Consider the following 16,691-nt stretch of genomic DNA (forward strand, 5'->3'; position numbering starts at 1 on the left):
GGTCACTGTGGATAACCAAGAGAAACTCTTCGACTACCTCAAGAAGACCGCGGCCGAGCTCCAGGAGACGCGCAAGCGCCTGCACAAGCTGGAGGCCGGCGAGTACGAGCCGCTGGCGATCGTCGGCATGGCGTGCCGGTACCCGGGCGATGTGGAGACCCCGGAGGACCTCTGGAAGCTGCTGGCGGCCGGTGGCGACGCGGTGGGCGAGTTCCCCACCGACCGCGGGTGGGACCTGGAGAGCATCTACGACCCGGACCCGGAGAAGTCCGGCCGGTCGTACACGAGTTCCGGGGCCTTCGTGAAGGACGCGAGCGGATTCGACGCCGCGTTCTTCGGGATCAGCCCGCGTGAAGCGGTCGCCATGGACCCGCAGCAGCGGCTGCTCCTCGAAGTGGCCTGGGAGGCCCTGGAACGCGCGGGAATCGACGCGGGGACGCTGAAGGGCAGCAGGACCGGCGTTTTCGTCGGCGGTTTCACCTCGAACTACCTCGTGAACCTGGAGCTGGCGGAAGGGGGCACGGCCGGGCTGGAAGGTCACATGATGACCGGCAACCTGACCGCCGTGCTCTCCGGCCGCGTGTCCTACGTGATGGGTCTTGAGGGCCCGGCGGTGACGGTGGACACGGCGTGTTCGTCGTCCCTGGTGGCGCTGCACCTGGCCTGCCAGGCGATCCGCGCCGGGGAGTGCTCGATGGCGCTCGCCGGCGGTGTGACGGTCCTGGCGCAGCCGGGCATGTTCGTCGAGTTCTCCCGGCAGCAGGGCCTGTCGGTGGACGGCCGGTGCCGTGCGTTCTCCGAGGACGCGAACGGGACCGGCTGGGCCGAGGGCACCGGCGTGCTCGTGGTGGAGAAGCTGTCCGACGCGCGCCGCAACGGGCACAAGGTGCTGGCGGTGATCCGCGGCTCCGCGATCAACCAGGACGGTGCGTCCAACGGCCTGACGGCGCCCAACGGCCCGTCCCAGCAGCGGGTGATCCGCGCCGCGCTGGAGAACTCCCGGCTGTCCGCCGGCGACATCGACGCGGTGGAGGCGCACGGGACGGGCACCAAGCTGGGCGACCCGATCGAGGCGCAGGCGCTGCTCGCGACCTACGGCCAGGAGCGCGGCGGCGGGCAGCCGCTGTGGCTGGGTTCGGTGAAGTCCAACATCGGGCACACCCAGGCGGCCTCCGGCGTGGCCGGCGTGATCAAGATGGTGCTGGCGCTGCGGAACGGCGAGCTGCCGCGGACGCTGCACGTGAAGGAGCCCACGCCGCACGTCGACTGGTCCGCCGGTGAGGTGGAGCTGCTGACCGAGCCCGTCCCGTGGCCGGCCGGTGAGCGGGTGCGCCGTGCGGGTGTGTCGTCGTTCGGCGGCAGCGGTACGAACGCGCACATCATCCTGGAGGAGGCGCCCGCCGAGGACGGCGCGTCCGAGGCGGAGGAGGCTGCTCCTCCGGTCGTCTCGGGTGCCGGCGCGTGGCTGGTGTCGGGGCGTTCGACGGAGGGTCTGTCGGCGCAGGCCGGCCAGCTGCGCGACTGGGTGTCGGCGCGGCCGGAGGCGAAGCCGGCGGATGTGGCGTGGTCGCTGGCGACCACGCGCGCGACCTTCGAGCACCGTGCCGTCGTGGTGGGTGGCGACCGCGGCGAGCTGCTGGCCGGTCTGGAGAACCTGGCCGACGGGGTGCCGAGCGGTGCCGTCGTCTCGGGCGTGGCCCGGACCGATGCGGCGCGGCCGGTGTTCGTGTTCCCGGGTCAGGGTTCGCAGTGGGTCGGCATGGGCCGGGAGTTGGCGGAGGCCAGCCCGGTCTTCGCGGCCCGATTGGCCGAGTGTGAGGCGGCGCTGGCGCCGTATGTGGACTGGTCGCTGAGCGACGTGCTGGCCGGTGCCGAAGGCGCGCCCGAGCTGAAGGCTGCCGATGTCGTCCAGCCGGCGCTGTGGGCGGTGATGGTGTCGCTGGCGGCGGTGTGGGAGGCCGCCGGTGTGGCGCCGGAGGCGGTTGTCGGTCACTCGCAGGGTGAGATCGCCGCGGCGACCGTCGCGGGGATGCTGTCGCTGGAGGACGGCGCCCGGGTGGTTGCGCTGCGGTCGCAGTCGCTGAAGGTGCTGGCCGGTCTCGGCGGGATGCTGTCGGTGAGCCGGTCCGCCGCTGTGGTCGAGGAGCGGATAGCGCGGTTCGGTGATCGTCTGTCGCTGGCGGCGGTCAACGGCCCGGCTGTGGTGCTGGTTTCGGGTGAGCCGGAGGCGCTGGAGGAGCTGAAGGCGGAGTTCGAGGCCGAGGGCGTCCGCGCCCGGATGGTCGCCGTGGACTACGCGTCGCACTCGGCCCAGGTCGAGCGCCTGGAGCAGGAGATCATGTCCGTCCTGGCCGGCGTGACGCCGCGGCAGGGCCGGATCCCGATGGTCTCCGCGATGACCGGCGAGACGCTGACCGGCGAGGAGCTGGACGCCGCCTACTGGTACCAGAGCCTGCGCGCGACGGTGCACTTCGACCGCGCGGTGCGGACCCTGGCCGGCCAGGGCCACCGAGTGTTCGTCGAGGTCTCGCCGCACCCGGTGCTGCTGGGCGCGCTGAACGACACCTTGGAAGAGGTCGCGCAGGAGGCCGGCCCGGGCGCCGTGGCCGCCGCCGTCTGCGGCACGCTGCGCCGCGACGACGGCGGCGCGACCCGGCTGGTCACCTCCCTCGCCGAGGCCTTCGTCAACGGCGTGGCCGTCACCTGGGCGTCCGTGCTCCCGGCCGGCCGGCAGGTGGACCTGCCGACGTACGCCTTCCAGCACCAGCGGTTCTGGCCGAAGGGCACGCTGGGGGAGCTGAGGTCGTCGCGGTCGGCCGGTGGCGACGCGCTGTCGCTGGGCCTGGGCGCCGTGGGCCACCCGCTGCTGGGCGCGGCGGTGGAACTGGCCGGTGGCGCGGGCCTGGTGTGCATGGGCCGGGTGTCGCTGCGCACGCATGCGTGGCTGGCCGACCATGCGGTCGGCGGGGTGGTGCTCCTGCCCGGCACCGGCTTCGTGGAGCTGGCGGTGCGCGCCGGCGACCAGGTGGGCTGCGGCCTCCTGGAGGAGCTGACGCTGCACGCGCCGCTGGTGGTGCCCGCCGACCGCAGCGGGGTCCAGCTCCAGGTGGTCGTGGCCGCGCCCGACGCGGAGGGCCGCCGCGGGGTCGAGGTGTTCTCCCGTCCCGAGGAGGCAGGTGCGCAGCAGGCGTGGGTTCTGCACGCCAGTGGTGTGGTCGCCCCCGCCACGACGGCCGGGAAGACCGACGAGGACTTGGTGGTGTGGCCGCCGCGGGACGCCGCGCCGGTGGACATCACGGACGTGTACGCGGTGCACCTGGCGGATGTGTACGGCCCCGCGTTCCACGGCCTGCGGGCCGTCTGGCGTCGCGGCGGGGACGTCTTCGCCGAGGTGGCGCTGCCGGAGGAGGTGGCGCAGGAGGCGGGTGCGTTCGGTCTGCACCCGGCGCTGCTCGACGCGGCGCTGCACGCCTCGATCCTGGCGGAGACGGCGGTCGAGGCCGGGCCGGGCCAGGTGCCGATGCCGTTCGCGTGGACGGGCGTCGAGCTGCACGCCGGCGGGGCGTCGGTGCTGCGGGTGCGGTTGCGCCAGGACGCGCAGGGCGGTGTGTCGCTGACGGCCGCGGACGCCACCGGGGCTCCGGTGGTGTCGGTGGGGTCGCTGGTGAAGCGGCTGGTCTCGATGGACCAACTGCGGGCAGTTCACAACGAGTTGACCGATTCGCTGTTCGTCCAGGACTGGACCGCGGTGGCCGGGACCGACGTCCCGGCCGGGGAGTGGGCGCTGATCGGCGCCGACCGCGTCGGTCTGGTCGACGGGCTGGGCGCCGCGGGCGTGCAGGTGCGCTCCTTCGCCGGCATCGCCGAGCTGGCCACCGCCGCCGAGGCGGGCGAGATCGACCCGGGCACGGTCCTGGTGTGCGCCGACGCCCTGCTCGGCGCGGACGACGACGCGAGCGCCGGGCTCCCGGACGCGGTGCGGCGGGCCGGTGCCGCGGCGCTGCGGCTGGTGCAGGAGTGGCTGGACGAACAGCGCCTGGGCGCCGCGCAGTTGGTGGCCGTCACCCGTGGCGCGGTGGACGCGGTCGCCGGCGAGGCGGTGACGGACCTGGTGGCGGCCTCCGTCCGGGGTCTGCTGCGGTCGGCGCAGGCGGAGAACCCGGGCAGGCTGGTCCTGGCCGATCTGTCCGCCGTCGACGCCGATGGGCAGATCGCGCTGCTGCCCACGGTGGTCGGCAGCGGTGAGCCCGAGCTGGCGATCCGCGGACGGGCCGCCTACGGCCGGCGCCTGACCCGCCCCTCCGGCGAGCTGGTGCCGGTCGAATGGCCGGCCGAGCCCAAGGCCGATCCCGCGGCCCGTTCGCTGCTGGTGACGGGTGGCACCGGGACGCTGGGCGCGCTGGTGGCCCGGCACCTGGTGGCGACGGGACGGGCCGGCGGCGTGGTGCTGACCAGCCGTTCGGGCCCGGGTGCCGCCGGTGTGGCCGTGCTGGCCGCCGAGCTGGCGGAGCTGGGCGTGTGGGTCCAGGTGATCGCGTGCGACGCGGCCGACCGGGGCGCGCTGGCCGCGGTGCTGGAGCGGATCCCGGCCGAGTGCCCGCTGGGCTCCGTCGTCCACTCCGCGGGCGTCGTCGACGACGGCGTGATCGCGTCGGTGACGCCGGAGCGGCTGTCGGCGGTCATGCGGCCGAAGGTCGACGCGGCCTGGAACCTGCACGAGCTGACGGCGCAGCTGGAGCTGGAGCACTTCGTCCTGTTCTCGTCCGCGGCGTCGACCTTCGGCGCGGCCGGCCAGGGCAGCTACGTGGCGGCGAACTCGTTCCTGGACGCCCTGGCGGGGTACCGCCGGGCCGCGGGCCTCGCGGGGATGTCGCTGCAGCTGGGTCCCTGGATGCACGAGGCCGGCATCGGCCGGAACCTGGACCGGACGTCGCTGTCGCGGATCGACCGGGGCTTCGTGCCGCTGGGCGCCGAGGACGGCCTGACCGTCCTGGACGTGGCGCTGGCCAGGGACGAGGCGGTGCTGATGCCCGCCCGCCTCGACGTGGCGGCGCTGCGGGCGCAGGCCTCGGGCAGCACGGACATCCCGCCGCTGTGGCGGACGCTGGCCGGTGTGTCCGTCCGGCGCACGGCCGCCTCGGCCGCTGCCGTCGGCACGGGTGCCGACGCGGCGGAGGCCCTGCGGCGACAGCTGGCGTCCCTGTCGGGCGCGGAGCGCGACCGGGTGCTGCTGGACCTCGTGCTCGCCCATGTCGCCGCCACGCTGGGGCACGCCTCGGCGGCGGCGATCGACGCGGGCCGGCCGTTCACCGACGTCGGCTTCGACTCGCTGACCGCGGTGGAGCTGCGGAACCGTCTGAACGCCGAGACCGGCCTGAGGCTGCCCGCGACGCTCGTGTTCGACTACCCCACCCCGACCGCGCTGGCCGCGCTGCTGCGCGGGGAGCTGGCGGGGGACCTGGGCGCCGTCGCGGCACCCGCCGCGCCGGTGGCGACGGGTGCGGTGGACGAGCCGATCGCGATCGTCGGCATGGCCTGCCGGTTCCCGGGCGGCGCGGCCAGCCCGGAGGAGCTGTGGCACCTGCTGGCCACGGGCGCGGACGCGATCGGCCCCTTCCCGCGGGATCGCGGCTGGGACCTGGAGAGCCTCAACTACACGGACACGGAAGGCGCGGGCGCGTCGTACGAGCAGGCGGGCGGATTCGTCCAGGACGCCAGCGCCTTCGACGCCGGCTTCTTCGGGATCAGCCCGCGTGAGGCCCTGGCCATGGACCCGCAGCAGCGACTGCTGCTGGAGACGTCCTGGGAGGCGTTCGAGCGGGCCGGGATCGACCCCGCGTCGCTGCGCGGCAGCCAGACCGGTGCCTTCGTCGGCGGGTACAGCTCCCGGTACGCGACCGACGTGGACCTGGACGGGACGGACGTCGTCGAGGGGCACCTGGTGACCGGGAACGCGACCAGCGTGCTCTCGGGCCGGCTGTCCTACACGTTCGGCTTGGAGGGGCCGGCCGTGACGGTGGACACCGCGTGCTCGTCGTCGCTGGTGGCGCTGCACATGGCCGCCCAGGCGCTCCGCGGGGGAGAGTGCTCGCTCGCCCTCGCCGGCGGGGCCACGGTCACCGCCACCCCCGGGGTGTTCGCGGCCTTCGCCAAGGCGGGCGGCATCTCGGTGGACGGGCACTGCAAGTCGTTCGCCGCGGCGGCCGACGGATCCGGCTTCGCCGAGGGCGCGGGCATGCTCGTGGTCGAGCGGCTGTCGGACGCGCTGCGCAACGGGCACAAGGTGCTCGCGGTGATCCGCGGTTCGGCGGTCAACCAGGACGGTGCGTCGAACGGTCTGACGGCGCCGAACGGTCCGTCGCAGCAGCGGGTGATCCGCGCGGCGCTGGCCAGTGCCCGTGTGTCGCCCGCCGACGTGGACGTGGTCGAGGCGCACGGTTCGGCGACCAAGCTCGGTGACCCGATCGAGGCGCAGGCGCTGCTGGCCACGTACGGCCAGGAACGTGCCGAGGACCGTCCGCTGTGGCTGGGCTCGGTGAAGTCGAACATCGGGCACACGCAGGCGGCCGCCGGTGTGGCCGGTGTGATGAAGATGGTGCTGGCGCTGCAGCACGAGCAGTTGCCGCGGACGCTGCACGTGGACGAGCCGACGCCGCACGTGGACTGGTCGGCGGGCGAGGTGCGGCTGCTGACCGAGCCGGTGGCGTGGCCGACCGGCGAGCATGTGCGCCGGGCCGGCGTGTCGGCGTTCGGGATGAGCGGCACCAACGTGCACGTCATCCTGGAGGAGGCCCCGGCCGGGGACGCCGAGCAGGCGGACGTCCTGGACGAGCCCGCTGATGAGGTCGGATCGACTGCTGCTTCGGTGGTGGTCGAGGGCGACCGTGTCGGCGCGTGGCTGGTGTCGGGCCGGTCGCCCGAGGCGCTGGCCGGGCAGGCGGGTCGGCTGCGGGATTGGGTGTCGGCGCGGCCGGAGGTGGCGCCGGCGGATGTGGCGTGGTCGCTGGCGGCGACGCGGTCGGTGTTCGAGCACCGGGCTGTGGTGGTCGGTGGCGGTCGTGAGGAGCTGGTGTCGGGGCTGGGCAGCCTGGTTGCCGGCACGCGTGCGGGTTCGGTGGTGTCGGGTGTTGCCCGTTCGGGTGGCCGGACGGCGTTCGTGTTCGCGGGTCAGGGTGCGCAGTGGGTCGGGATGGGCCGGGAGTTGGCGCTGTCCAGCCCGGTGTTCGCGGCTCGGCTTGCGGAGTGTGAGCGGGCGTTGGCGCCGCATGTGCCGTGGTCGCTGTCCGAGGTTCTGGCCGGGGCCGAGGGTGCTCCGGGGCTGGACTCGGCGGATGTCGTGCAGCCGGTGCTGTGGGCGGTGATGGTGTCGCTGGCCGCGGTGTGGGAGGCCGCCGGCGTGACCCCAGACGCTGTCGTGGGTCACTCGCAGGGCGAGATCGCGGCTGCGACGGTCGCCGGGATGCTGTCGCTGGAGGACGGCGCCCGGGTTGTGGCGGTTCGTGCGCGGGCGCTGACGAGCCTGGACGTGCAGGGCTCGATGGTGTCCGTGGTGATGCCGTCCCAGGCTGTGCGGGAGATTGTCGAGGGCTGGGGCGAGCGTCTGTCGGTGGCCGCGATCAACGGCCCTGCGGCGGTCGTCGTCTCGGGTGAGCCGGACGCGCTGTCCGAGTTCGAGCGGGAGCTGGCGTCGCGGAAGGTGCTGCGCTGGCGTATCCCGGCGACGGACTTCGTCGCGCACTCGCCGGCTGTGGAGCCGCTGGCCGCCATGCTGGAGAGCGAGCTGGCCGGGATCACCCCGCAGGCCGGCCGGATGCCGATGATCTCCACGGTCACCGGCGAGTGGCTGTCCGGTACCGAGGTGGATGCTGCCTACTGGTTCGCGAACCTGCGGCGGATGGTCCGCTTCGAGGAGGCCGTCCGCGTCCTTCTCGGTGGCGGCTACGGTGCGTTCGTCGAGGTGTCGCCGCACCCGGTGCTGACGGCGTCGGTGACGGAGACGGCCGAGGACGCGGGCATCGCCGACGTTCTGACGGTGGGCACGCTGGAGCGTGACAACGCCGGCGCCACGCGCCTGATCACCTCGCTCGCGCAGGCCTACGTCGGCGGCCTGACCGTCGACTGGAAGACCGTTCTGCCCGCCGCCGAGCCGGTGGACCTGCCGACCTACGCCTTCCAGCACCAGCGCTACTGGCTGCAGGCCGCCGCGACGACGTCCCCGATCGGTGGCGACGGCGCGAGCACGGCCGCCGAGGCCCGGTTCTGGGCGGCCGTCGAGGGCGGCGACTTTGCCCGGATCGCCGACACGCTGGCGATCGAGGACCAGAAGCAACTCAGCGCCGTTCTCCCGGCGTTGGCGTCCTGGCGACGCCGCGAACGGGACCGCTCGGTGACCGAGGGCTGGCGCTACCGGGTGACCTGGTCGCCCGCGGTCGAGCCGGGCGGCCTCGCCCGGCTGGCGGGCCGGTGGCTGGTCGTGCTCCCCGCCGGGGAGATCGGCGGCGACGTGGCGCAGGGCTGCCTGGCGGCGCTCTCCTCCCGCGGAGCCGAGGTCGTGTTCGTCGAGGTCCCGGCCGGGACCGTGGACCGGACCGAGATCGCCACGCTGCTCGGCGAGGTGCTCCAGGGCGCCGAGGCGGTGTCCGGCGTGCTGTCGCTCCTCGCGCTGGACGAGACGCCGATGCCCGCCCACCCGGTGGTGACCGTGGGCCTCGCCGCCACGCTGGGTCTGGTGCAGGGCCTGGGCGACGCCGAGGTCGTCGCACCGCTCTGGATCCTCACCCGCGGCGCCGTCGCCACCGGACCGGGCGAGGTGCTGACCAGCCCGCTGCAGGCGCAGGTCTGGGGCTTCGGCCGCGTCGTCGGCCTCGAATACCCGGACCGCTGGGGCGGGTTGATCGACCTGCCCGCCGTCCTGGACGAGCGGACCGGCTCGCGGCTCGTGACCGTGCTCGCCGGCTGCGACGAGAACCAGGTCGCGATCCGCCCGGTGGGAATCGTGGGCCGCAGGCTGACCCACGCCCCGCAGCCGTCGGCGACCGGCACCTGGCGGCCGACGAACGGAAGCGCGCTGATCACCGGTGGTACCGGCGCGCTCGGCGGGTACGTGGCACGCTGGCTCACCGGACGCGGCATGGAGCGACTGGTGCTGACCAGCCGTTCCGGAGCCGGAGCCCCCGGCGTCGCCGCGCAGGCGGCCGAACTGGCCGCGCAGGGTGCCCGCGTGGACGTGGTGACCTGTGACGCGGCCGACCGGTCCGACCTGGCCGGAGTGCTGGACTGGATCGCCACGAGCGGCCCCGCGCTGGGCACGGTGGTGCACACCGCGGCGGTGCTGGACGACGGCGTGATCGACGGCCTCTCGGCGGCCCGCCTGGAGTCGGTGCTCGCGGCCAAGGCTGCCGGCGCGGCCTACCTGGACGAGCTCACCGCGGACCTGGACCTGGACGCCTTCGTGCTGTTCTCCTCCGTGGTGGCCACCACGGGCGGCCCGGGCCAGGCCAACTACGGTGCGGCGAACGCCTACCTGGACGCCGTGGCCGAGAACCGGCGCAGCCGCGGCCTGGCCGCGCTCGCCGTGGCCTGGGGCCCGTGGGCGGCCGGTGTGGCGCAGGGCTCCGAGGCGGCGCGGCAGCGGCTGGCCCGCAACCAGTGGGAAGGCGTGATGGATCCGGATCTGGCGGTCCGGGCCCTGGGCGAGGCGCTGGACGCCCGCGACACCGTGCTGACGGTGACGAACATCGACTGGTCCGTGATCCTCTCGGTGCCGCAGTCGGCGGCGAGCCTGCTGCAGGTCCCCCTGATGCGGGACCTGCCGGAGATCCACCGGCTGGCCGCGCTGGTGGCCGAGGTCCCGGCCGCACCGGCCGAGCAGGACCTGGTGCGCCGACTGGCCGGCCTGAGCCGGGCCGAGCAGCGCCGGGTGCTGACCGAACTCGTCCAGGCCAAGGCGGCCCACGTACTCGGCTACCCGTCGCCCGAGGCGGTCGAGGTCAACCGCGCCTTCAGCGAACTCGGCTTCGACTCGCTGACCGCGGTGGAGCTGCGCAACGACCTCAGCTCCGCCACGGAGCTGCGGCTGCCCGCGACCCTGCTGTTCGACTACCCCACCCCGGCCGCGCTGACCGACCACCTGGAGGCGGAGCTGCTGGGGGCCCTGCCGGACGACACCGGGGCGCCGGCGGCCGTGCCGGCCGTGATCGCGGCCGACGAGCCGATCGCGATCGTCGGCATGGCCTGCCGCTACCCCGGCGGCGTGACCGACCCCGACGGGCTGTGGGCGCTGCTGACCTCCGGCGGGGACGGGATCTCCGGCTTCCCGGACGACCGCGGCTGGGACCTGGCGGCCCTCGGCGACTCCTCGTACGTCCGGGCCGGCGGGTTCGTCCAGGACATGAGCGGGTTCGATGCGGGGTTCTTCGGGATCAGCCCGCGCGAGGCGCTGGCGATGGATCCGCAGCAGCGGCTGATGCTGGAGCTGTCCTGGGAGGCGCTGGAGCGGGTCGGCATGGACCCGGAGTCGCTGCGCGGCAGCGCGACCGGCGTCTTCGTCGGCGGGTACACGTCCGGCTACGGCTACGGCGCGGACATCGACGGGATGGCCCACCTCATCACCGGCAACGCGACGAGCGTGCTGTCCGGCCGGGTGTCGTACGCGCTCGGGCTCGAAGGGCCGGCGGTCACGGTCGACACGGCCTGCTCGTCGTCCCTGGTGGCGATGCACATGGCCGCCCAGGCCCTGCGCTCCGGCGAGTGCTCGATGGCCCTGGCCGGTGGTGTCACGATCCTGGTGAGCCCCGAGGGCTTCGTCGGCTTCAGCGAGCAGAGCGGCCTGGCGACGGACGGTCGCTGCAAGGCATTCTCGGCCGAGGCGGACGGCATGGGCTTCGCCGAGGGTGCGGGCGTGCTCGTGGTGGAGCGCCTTTCCGACGCGCGGCGCAACGGGCACAAGGTGCTCGCAGTGCTGCGGGGCAGTGCGACCAATCAGGACGGTGCGTCGAACGGTCTGACGGCGCCGAACGGTCCCTCGCAGCAGCGGGTGATCCGGGCCGCGCTGGCGAACGCCGGACTGACGGCCGCCGATGTCGACGCGGTGGAGGCGCACGGCACGGGCACCAAGCTCGGTGACCCGATCGAGGCGCAGGCGCTGCTCGCGACGTACGGCCAGGACCGGGGCGGTCAGCAGCCGCTGCGGCTGGGGTCGGTGAAGTCGAACATCGGGCACACGCAGGCGGCTGCCGGTGTGGCCGGTGTGATCAAGATGGTGCTGGCGCTGCAGAACGGCGAGCTGCCGCGGACGCTGCACGTGAACGAGCCGTCGCCGCACGTGGACTGGTCCGCCGGTGAGGTGGAGCTGCTGACGGACGCGGTGCCGTGGCCGGCCAACGGCCGGGTGCGGCGGGCCGGTGTCTCCTCGTTCGGCCTGAGCGGCACCAACGCGCACGTCATCCTGGAGGAGGCCCCGGCGGTCGAGGACGGCGCCGAGAAGGTCGAGCCGGCCGCTGGTCCGCTGCTGGTCGAGCCCGGTGGGGCCGAGGCCTGGCTGGTGTCCGGCCGGTCGGCCGGCGCGCTGGCCGGGCAGGCGGAGCGGCTGCACGACTGGCTGACCGTGCGGCCGGAGCTGGAGCCCGCGGAGGTGGCGTGGTCGCTGGCGACGACGCGGTCGGTGGGCGAACACCGGGCCGTGGTGGTCGGTGCCAAGCGGGCCGAGCTGGTGTCGGGTCTGCAGAGTTTTGCGGCTGGTGTGCCTGCGGGTTCGGTGGTGTCGGGTGTGGCGCGTGCCGGTGCGCGGGTGGTGTTCGCGTTCGCGGGTCAGGGGTCGCAGTGGCTGGGCATGGGCCGGGAACTGGCCTCCTGCAGCCCGGTGTTCGCCGAGCGCCTGGCCGAGTGTGAGGCGGCGCTGGCGCCGTACGTGGACTGGTCGCTGAGCGATGTTCTCGCCGGCGCACCGGGTGCGCCCGAGATGAAGGCTGCGGATGTCGTCCAGCCGGCGTTGTGGGCGGTGATGGTGTCGCTGGCGGCGGTCTGGGAGGCCGCGGGCGTCACCCCGAGTGCGGTCGTGGGTCACTCGCAGGGCGAGATCGCGGCGGCCACGGTGGCCGGGATGCTGTCGCTGGAGGACGGTGCCCGGGTGGTCGCGCTGCGGTCGCAGTCGCTGAAGGTGCTGGCCGGTCTCGGCGGGATGCTCTCCGTGAGCCGGTCCGCCGCGGTGGTCGAGGAACGCATTGCGCGCTTCGGTGATCGTCTGTCGCTGGCAGCGGTCAACGGCCCGGCTGCGGTGGTGGTTTCCGGCGAGCCGGAGGCTCTGGAGGAGCTGAAGGCGGAGTTCGAGGCCGAGGGCGTCCGCGCCCGGATGGTCGCCGTGGACTACGCCTCGCACTCCGCACAGGTCGACCGGCTCGAAGAGGAGATCAGGTCCGTCCTGGCCGGCGTGACGCCGCGTCGGGGACGGGTCCCGATGGTCTCCGCGATGACGGGCGAGGTCCTCACGGGCACCGAACTCGACGCCGCGTACTGGTACCAGAGCCTGCGGGCCCCGGTGCACTACGACCGGGCCGTGCGCGTGCTCGCCGGCCAGGGCCACCAGGTGTTCGTCGAGGTCACCCCGCACCCGGTGCTGATGGGCGCGATGAACGACACCCTGGACGAGGTCGCGCTGGACTCCGGTTCGGTGTCGGCCGCCGTCTGCGGGACGCTGCGCCGCGACGACGGTGGCGCCCTGCGCCTGCTCACGTCGCTGGCCGAGGCCTTCGTGCACGGTGTGGCGGTCGACTGGACGGCTGTCCTGCCGTCCGCCGACCTCGTCGAGCTGCCGACCTACGCCTTCCAGCACGAGCGGTACTGGCCGCGGGCGGCCGCACCGGCCACCGGCGGGGACGCGGTGTCGCTCGGCCTGGGGGCGGTGGGTCACCCGCTGCTGGGCGCGGCGGTGGAACTGGCCGGTGGCGCGGGCATGGTGTGCACCGGACGGCTGTCCGTGCGCACGCACCCGTGGCTGGCCGACCACGCGGTCGGCGGGGTCGTGCTCCTGCCGGGCACCGGCTTCGTCGAGATGGTGGTTCGCGCAGGGGACCAGGTGGGCTGCGGCCTGCTGGAGGAACTGACCCTGCAAGCACCGCTGGTCCTGCCCGCGGACGGCTCCGGCGTACAGGTCCAGGTGGTCGTCGCCGATGCCGATGCGGACGGGCGCCGGACGGTCGAGGTGTTCTCGCGTCCCGACGGGCAGCACGAATGGGTCCAGCACGCGAGCGGTGTGGTCGCCCCCGTCGAGGGAACCGCAGTGTCGGAGGAGGACTTCGCGGTCTGGCCTCCGCGCGGCGCCACGGCGGTGGACGTCACCGGTGTGTACGAGGCCGGCGCAGGGGCGTCGTACGGCTACGGCCCGGCCTTCCAGGGGCTGCGGGCGGTGTGGCGCCGCGGCGAGGACCTCTTCGCCGAGGTGGCGCTGCCCGAGAGCGTGGCCGGGGACGCAGGGGCGTTCGGCCTGCACCCGGCGCTGCTGGACGGGGTGCTGCACGCCAGTGCCCTGGTCGGTGGTGCCGAGGAGGGCGAGCCGGGTCAGGTGCGGCTGCCGTTCGCGTGGACGGGCGTGGAACTGCACGCCGGCGGGGCTTCGGTCCTGCGGGCCCGGCTGCGCCGTGACGCGCAGGGCAGCCTCACGCTGACGGCTGCGGACGCCACGGGTGCTCCGGTGGTGTCGGTGGCTTCGCTGATCACCCGCCCGGTGGCCGCGGCCCAGCTGCGGTCCGCCGACTCGGCGATGGCGGACTCCCTGTTCACCGTCGAGTGGGCCCCGATCGCCGGGGCGCAGGCCCCGTCCGGGGATTGGGCGCTGATCGGTGCCGACCGTTTCGGCCTGGTCGACGCTCTCGACGCCTCCGGCGTGACGGTGCGCTTGTTCCCGGGGCTGGCCGAGGTCGCCGCCGCCACCGAGGCGGGGGAGATCGAGCCCGCCAAGGTGCTGGTCTGCGCCGGTGACGAAGGCGGCGACGCCGTGGCCGAGGCCGCTCGCCGGGTGACCGGCGAGGCCCTGGGCCTGGTCCAGGACTGGATGGGCGAAGAGCGGCTGGAGACGGCCCAGTTGGTCGTTGTCACCCGTGGCGGCGTGGCCGCTGCGGCCGGTGAGCGGGTCGCCGACCTGCCCGCCGCCGCCGTCTGGGGTCTGCTGCGCTCGGCGCAGTCGGAGAACCCGGGCCGGCTGGTCCTCGTGGACCTGCCCGCCACCGGCACCGCCGAGCAGATCGCCGTCCTGCCGACGGCGCTCGCCGGCGGAGAACCGGAGCTGGCCGTCCGCGGCACCGTGGCCTACGCACGGCGTCTGGCGCGTCCGTCGGGCGAGTTGGTGGTGCCCGAGGGTCTGTGGCGGCTGGAGCCGGATGCCGGCGGGTCGCTGGAGGGCCTGGTGCTCGCGGCGGCGCCGCAGGCCGGTGACCCGCTGGGGGCCGGGCAGGTCCGGGTGGCGGTCCGGGTGGCCGGGCTGAACTTCCGGGACGTGCTGATCGGCCTGGACATGTACCCCGGTGGCGGCGTGATGGGCAGCGAGATCGCCGGAACGGTGATCGAGCTCGGCCCCGAGGTGACCGGACTGGCCGTGGGCGACCGCGTGATGGGCGTCGCCGAGGGCGCGTTCGGCCCGGTCGCCGTCATGGACGCGCGCCAGGTGGTGCGCGTCCCGGACGGCTGGTCCTACGCCGAGGCCGCGTCCGTCCCGAGCGCGTTCATGACGGCGTGGTACGCCCTGGTGGAGCTGGCCGGTGCGAAGGCCGGGCAGAAGGTGCTCGTACACGCCGGCACCGGTGGTGTCGGCATGGCGGCGGTGCAGATCGCGCACCACCTGGGGCTGGAGGTCTTCGCGACCGCGAGCCCGGCCAAGTGGCCGGTGCTGGCGGCGATGGGCCTGGACGAGGCGCACATCTCCTCGTCCCGCAGCGCCGGGTTCGAGGCGGAGTTCCTGGCCGCCACGGGCGGCGCGGGCGTGGACATCGTCGTGAACTCCCTTGCGGGCGAGCTGACGGACGCGTCCCTGCGGCTGCTGCCGCGCGGTGGGGCGTTCGTCGAGATGGGCCGCACGGACGTGCGCGACGCGGATGCGCTGGCGGCGGAGCACCCGGGGGTCCTCTACCGGCCGTTCAACCTGGCCGAAGCCGGGCCCGAGCGGATGGGCGCGATGCTCGGCCGGATCGTCGAGCTGATGGCCGCGGGCGAGCTGACGCGGATTCCGGTGCGGGCCTGGGACGTGCGGCGGGCGCGGGAGGCGTTCCGCTTCATGCAGCAGGCACGGCACACCGGCAAGCTGGTCCTCACCATCCCCACCGCCCCGCTCGAGTTCGGCAGGAGCGGCAAGTCGGCGCTGGTGACCGGTGGTACGGGCACGCTGGGCGGCCTGGTGGCCAAGCACCTGGTGACCACGGGCCGTGCCGACGGTCTTGTCCTGACCGGCCGTTCGGGCCCGGCCGCCCCGATTGCGGCCGCGCTGGCGGCGGAGCTGGCGACGCTGGGTGCCCGGGTGCAGATCGTGGCCTGCGACGCCGCGGACCGCGATGCCCTGGCCGCCGTCATGGCGAGGGTCCCCGCGGAGGCTCCGCTGACGACCGTCGTCCACACGGCGGGTGTCCTCGACGACGCGACGATCGCGTCGCTGACTCCGGAGCGGGTGGCGACGGTGATGCGGCCCAAGGCCGACGGCGCGTGGAACCTGCACGAGCTCACCCAGGGCATGGACCTGGAGCACTTCGTGCTGTTCTCCTCGGCGGCGGCGACGTTCTCCAGCCCCGGCCAGGGCAACTACGTGGCGGCCAACGCGTTCCTGGACGCGCTGGCGGCCGACCGCCGGGCGGCCGGACTGCCCGGAACGTCGCTGGCCTGGGGCATGTGGGCCGAGGCCAGTGCGTTGACCGGGCAACTCTCCGACTCCGAGCGGGCCCGCATCAACCGTGGCGGCATCGCGGCGCTGGGCGCGGACGAGGGTCTGGCCCTGCTGGACCTGGCGCTGGCCAGGGACGAGGCGATGCTGGTGCCGGCCAAGCTGGACCTGGCCGGGCTGCGGGCGCAGGCCGCCCGCAGCGCGGAGGTCCCGCCGCTGTGGCGGGCCCTGGTCAGCGGCGGAGCGGGCCGGCGGAGCGCCGCCTCGGGCGGCGTCGGCGCGGACTCGCTGCACCAGCAGCTGGCCGGGCTGGCGGAGCAGGACCGGATGCGGCTGCTCACCGACCTGGTCCGGTCCCACGTGGCCGCCGTCCTGGGACACACCTCCGCCGAGGCGATCGAGTCCACCCGGGCCTTCACCGACCTGGGCTTCGACTCGCTCACCGCGGTGGAACTGCGCAACCGCCTCAGCACCGCGACCGGCCTGCGGCTGCCGGCCACGCTCGTGTTCGACTACCCCAACCCCACCGAACTGGCCGCGTTCCTGCTGGAAAAGCTGCTGCCGGAGATCGTTGAACATGGCGAAACGGACGCTGCCGAGGAGAAACTCCGGAAGACGCTCGCGACCGTCCCGCTGTCCAGGTTCCGTGAGGCCGGGCTCATGGAGGCGCTGATGCGGCTCGCCGGAGTCCGTGACGACGCCCTGACGAGCGACCAGGGCGAAGAGGTCGAGGACATCGACGCGTTGGACGCCGACAGCCTGATCCGCCTGGCCCTGGACGGCGAGACGGAATGACGTTGATGAAGCTCGATGCGTGGAGGCAGCGATGACC

At 74.3% G+C, this 16,691-nt stretch carries 1 protein-coding gene; it reads left to right on the top strand.

Annotation, left to right across the window (positions count from 1 at the left end; all coding sequences use genetic code 11):
- Positions 1-7: 7 nt before the first annotated feature.
- Positions 8-16,654, top strand: coding sequence for a type I polyketide synthase (locus tag KV557_RS42795; protein ID WP_308129987.1), 16,647 nt, complete (start codon positions 8-10; stop codon positions 16,652-16,654).
- Positions 16,655-16,691: the final 37 nt, after the last annotated feature.

Origin of the sequence: Kitasatospora aureofaciens, assembly GCF_019192735.1 — a bacterium.
Taxonomy (GTDB): domain Bacteria; phylum Actinomycetota; class Actinomycetes; order Streptomycetales; family Streptomycetaceae; genus Kitasatospora; species Kitasatospora aureofaciens_A.